General features: G+C 63.9%; 1 protein-coding gene and 1 pseudogene. Both read left to right on the plus strand.

The features are described from left to right. A pseudogene (locus tag JCM25156_RS25820) lies at positions 1 to 1,081 on the plus strand (D-alanyl-D-alanine carboxypeptidase family protein); the annotation flags it as partial. Positions 1,082 to 1,084: 3 nt separating this feature from the next. Beyond that, positions 1,085 to 1,177: dTMP kinase (locus JCM25156_RS29085; protein WP_407637136.1), on the plus strand; the 93-nt coding region annotated here is incomplete at its 3' end.

The raw sequence follows: 1,177 nt of genomic DNA on the forward strand, positions 1-1,177 counted from the left end.
CCGGCGAACAGCCTGATCGGCCCGATCGACACGGTCGCGCGCTGGGCCTGCATCATCGACTACACCACGGGCGAGGTGATACTGGAAAAAGCGGCGGATGAGCGGATGCCGCCATCCTCGCTGACCAAGATGATGACGGCCTATGTCGTGTTCGGCATGCTGCGCGCGGGCAGACTGACACTGGAGCAGATGCTGCCCGTCAGTGAAAAGGCGTGGCGGATGCAGGGTTCGAAAATGTTCGTGCCGGTGCATGGCTCCGTCAGCGTGGCCGAACTGATCCAGGGCATGGTGATCCAGTCGGGCAATGACGCGTGCATCGTGCTGGCGGAAGGGGTGGCGGGGTCCGAGGACCAGTTCGTCAGCCTCATGAACACGCAGGCCGCCCAGATGGGCATGACCAACAGCCATTTCCTGAATGTTACGGGCTGGCCGATGGAGGGGCATTACATGTCCGCGCGGGACGTGGCGACGATCGCCATGCACCTGATCCACGACTTCCCGGAATATTATCATTTCTTCTCGGAAAAAAAGTTTTACATTCAATAAGATCACACAGGAAAACCGCAACGCTCTGGTGGTGAAGGGCATTGCCGACGGCCTCAAGACCGGCCACACGGACGCGGGTGGCTTCGGCCTGTGCGCCAGCGCCGAGCGCGGCGGCAACCGCGTGGTCATGGCGCTGAACGGCCTGCCCAGCAGCAATGTCCGCGCGACGGAGGGTGAAAGGCTGTTCGAGTGGTCGTTCGTCAATTTCGAGAACGCGCCCCTCATCCACAGGGGCGCGGTCATGGACAACGCGCCCGTCTGGCTGGGGCAGGCCCACAGCGTGCCGCTGGTGGCCACCCGTGACGTGACCCTTACCCTGCCGCATGGCTGGCAGAACAGGGTGCATGTCAGCATGGCGTATGACAGCCCCGTTCCCGCCCCCGTAACCATGGGCCAGCAGTTGGGGGAAGTGGTCATTACCGGTACGGGACTGGCCGAAATCCGTGTTCCCCTCGTGGCGGGCGCGAGCGTGCCCCGGCTTGGGGTCATGGGCCGGGCGGTGGCGGTGCTGGGCCAGAAGCTGGGGCACGGATAGGCCATGGCCGGCCTGTTCATTACATTTGAAGGCGGCGAGGGGGCGGGCAAGTCCACGCAGGCCCGCCTGCTGGCACAGTTTCTGGCAATGCAGGGC

The organism is Komagataeibacter kakiaceti JCM 25156 (genome assembly GCF_000613305.1).